The sequence below is a fragment of the Yunchengibacter salinarum genome, assembly GCF_037658235.1.
GTDB classification, from domain to species: Bacteria; Pseudomonadota; Alphaproteobacteria; order Sphingomonadales; family Kordiimonadaceae; genus Yunchengibacter; species Yunchengibacter salinarum.
Map to the genome: position 1 here is coordinate 1 of NZ_JBBJLN010000027.1, position 3,050 is coordinate 3,050.

Annotated in this window: 3 protein-coding genes and 2 pseudogenes; 4 read left to right on the forward strand and 1 reads right to left on the reverse strand. The window is 48.9% G+C overall.

The window, feature by feature from the left end:
- Positions 1 to 131 (forward strand): annotated as a pseudogene (locus WGH93_RS13115) (transposase); the annotation flags it as partial.
- On the opposite strand, the pseudogene WGH93_RS13120 reads toward WGH93_RS13115, so the two are convergent.
- Positions 111 to 374: pseudogene (locus WGH93_RS13120) on the reverse strand (transposase); the annotation flags it as partial. The pseudogenes WGH93_RS13115 and WGH93_RS13120 overlap by 21 nt on opposite strands.
- A 138-nt stretch (positions 375 to 512) precedes the next feature.
- Between WGH93_RS13120 and WGH93_RS13125 the strand changes: the two are divergent.
- From WGH93_RS13125 to tnpB, 3 genes are all read left to right on the forward strand, one after another.
- Positions 513 to 2,000, forward strand: a complete 1,488-nt coding sequence (locus WGH93_RS13125; protein ID WP_374765326.1) for a heparinase II/III domain-containing protein — start codon at positions 513 to 515, stop codon at positions 1,998 to 2,000.
- A gap of 337 nt (positions 2,001 to 2,337) precedes the next feature.
- On the forward strand, positions 2,338 to 2,760 hold the full coding sequence (gene tnpA, locus WGH93_RS13130; RefSeq protein WP_374765327.1) for an IS66-like element accessory protein TnpA: 423 nt from the start codon (positions 2,338 to 2,340) through the stop codon (positions 2,758 to 2,760).
- The coding region (gene tnpB / locus WGH93_RS13135) for an IS66 family insertion sequence element accessory protein TnpB (protein WP_374765328.1) at positions 2,757 to 3,050 on the forward strand (294 nt) is incomplete at its 3' end. The genes tnpA and tnpB, both read left to right, overlap by 4 nt.

A 3,050-nucleotide genomic window follows, 5' to 3' on the forward strand; every position in this document is an offset into this window, starting at 1 on the left:
CCGAGTTCGACCGCAAGATCGTCAGCATGTATGCGCGCGGCATGAGCACCCGGGAGATCCAGGGGCATATCGAGGAAATCTATGGCTTCGAGGCGTCGCCCAGCCTGATCTCCGCTGTCGCGCCAGTCGTAGAAATAGCGGCGTACGGTCGAGACTGGTGGGAAGTCGTTCGGCAGCATCCGCCACTGGCAACCAGTGGACGCCATGTACGGAATGGCGTCGAACACGTCGCGCATATCCGTCGTCCGGGGACGTCCCCCACGTTTCGCCGGAAGAAGCAGACCCTCGATCAGCGCCCATTCCGCATCCGTCGCATCGCTTGCATATCGCCGCCCCTCGCGCTCATATTGGGGGCGAATGATCTCAGTCCACATGGTGTGCCTCCGGTGGTTGCTCGTCACAAACACCGAATCACAACTCGCTGAGATCACTCAACTACTTTCGGATCAGGCTCTTATCTTATATTTTACGAGCGCAGTTTCAGCTTGGGCAAAAATAATCGAGGCTACAGAATGAAAGCGATCAAAAAGGTTGAGGTTTTCGAGAAAGAAGGATTTTCTCCTGTTAAGCGGCCCGATCTTCCCCCTTACCGAATGTCTATTCCATTTGACTGGGCTGGCGACCCATTCAACGATCCCAATTGGCGCTTTCAAATTCAAACCTTGCGGTATTTAATGATTTATTTTGAAGCATATAAAGAAACAGAAGAGTACAGGTATCTAGAAATTTTGTTAAGCTGGTTTGAGGATTGGTGGGTTTCGTCAAAATCCACTCCTAATGAATTTACTTGGCATGATATGGCCACAGGGATACGAGCCGAAAAAATTCATATTTTAGCATCTGAGCTTGAGTCTAGCGGCATAAAGTTACCCCGATGGTTTAAAGAAATGATTTTGAAGCATGTGGCAGTTATCCGTAAAGAAGGTTTTGTTAGAACAAGCCATAATCATGGACTGTATGCTGCTCACGGCCTTCGTTGCTTAGCCGAGCATTTGGGGGTTGGGCAGAAAAAAAATGTCATTCAGAGGTCTTATGAACTTGTGAGTGAGATTATAAAAAATCAGTTTGATGAAAATTATGTTCACAAAGAGCACTCACCTCATTATCATCACTTGGTATTGAAGTCATTGAAAGACTATAGAAATTCTGGCCTTTATTCTGGGTTAAGTATATTGGATAGTTATATAGAGAAAGTAGAAGCTGTTTCTAGGCACTTATTGCTTCCAGATGGCAGAGAAGTGCCTTTTGGCGATACTGACAACCAGAAGGAGAGAAATAACCTAGGCAACCAAATGTTGAGCGGTAATGAGCTATGGTGCACGTCCGGGTATGCAATATATAAAAATGGACTTTCATACTTATGCATGACCAACAATTATAATAGCAACATACATAAACATTGGGATAACTTGTCATTTATATTAGGTAAAGATGGGCAAGATATTCTTGTTGATCCTGGAAAATATAAGTATGTGAATAACGAAATAAGAGAGAAGGTGATATCATCTGCCGCTCACAATACAATATCATTTGAATGCTGTCCTTGGTCCGGCTCGAATCTGCGGAAAAACGAAATGGAGCTTAAGGGGGCTCTGGAAGAGAAGGGTGTTTTATTTTCAGGATGCATATTACTTAAAATAAAAGATGAATTTATAAGGGTCTTTAGGTCTGTTAATTTTGATTATAATCTTAGTAAGTTATCAGTGGTAGACAAAGTGGTTAACGACCGCAAGAATTTTAGACCTGCATACAGTCGCTATGTCTTACATAAGGATGCTAGATTAATAAGTTGTAATAGAAATTCGGTTTTGTTTTCTTTTGGTAAAATTAAAGTTAATTTTGTTATTGAAAGCTCTAGCAGTGGATATAACAGTTTGGACCAGTTATACATGATGGATAAAACGCCAGTTTCATATGAGCATGGCTCCTATTTCGATTGTTATTCTTTACAAGTCAAAAACATTGGCACTACAGAATTAAGCGCTTTTATTATTCATTAGGAGCCTGATCCGAAAGCAGTTGAGTGATCTCAGTGAGATGTGATTCGATGTTTGTGACGAGCAACCACCGGAGGCACAACATGTGGACTGAGAGTAACCGCCCGGTTTGGACCGCCTGTTGATTGGTGCTTTGATCCGCTAAGACACGTGGATAGCGATGTCGCAAAGGACGTGTTTTAGGCGGAGGATGTATGCGGGGCGAGGTTCTTGGGATTGAGCGGCGACGCCGCTGGTGTGACGTAACCGCCCGGTTTGGACCGCCTGTTGATTGGTGTTTTGATCCGCTAAGACACGTGGATAGCGACGTCGCAAAGGACGTGTTTTAGGCGGAGGATGTATGCGGGGCGAGGTTCTTGGGATTGAGCGGCGACGCCGCTGGTGTGACGATGACAAGCTGGCGATCGTGTCGTCGGTTGGGGTTGACGGGGCGACGGTCACACAGGTGGCGCGGCGCCATGATGTTAGCCGGCAACAGATTTACGCCTGGCGGCATGAGCTGAAGAGGAAAGGCCTGTGGTCCCCTGAAGAGGGGGCCCTTTTTCTGCCGATCAATGGTCCGGCCGCCCCGGGCGCTCTGGCCCCTTGGGAGGCTCCGGCCAGTCGGGGCGTTCCGGCCGCTCAGAACGTTCCGGCGGCGCCATGCCCGGCAGCCTCGGTATCGGTTGAACTGCGCCTGGCCAAAGGCCGGTGCCTCCGGTTCGATAGCGGTCTGGACGAAGCCGCGGTGATGCGGCTGATCCGGGCGGTGGAGGCGGCATGATCGCCCCTGGTGCCGGTGTGCGGGTCTATCTGGCCTGTGGCGTGACCGATATGCGCAAGGGCATTGCAGGGCTCTCAGCGATAGCACAGGACGTTTTGCGCCAAAAGCCGGCCAGTGGGGCGGTCTTTGTCTTCCGGGGCCGTCGCGGCGATCGGGTCAAGCTGCTTTACCGTAAACGCCAGCTGGCCCCCACCTTTCATTTTGTTTTGGGCGATGCGAGTCCGTTCCTGTTGTCAGGCAAGGAGTGCGTTTCGCAATGTGTGCTACAAATGCGTTTCTCAGATCGCTGG

What these genes read in the sequence shown, in the direction of transcription:
- WGH93_RS13125 (WP_374765326.1), top strand. Translation starts at nt 513, where the DNA reads ATGAAAGCGATCAAAAAGGTTGAGGTTTTCGAGAAAGAAGGATTTTCT.
- tnpA (WP_374765327.1), top strand. Translation starts at nt 2,338, where the DNA reads ATGCGGGGCGAGGTTCTTGGGATTGAGCGGCGACGCCGCTGGTGTGAC.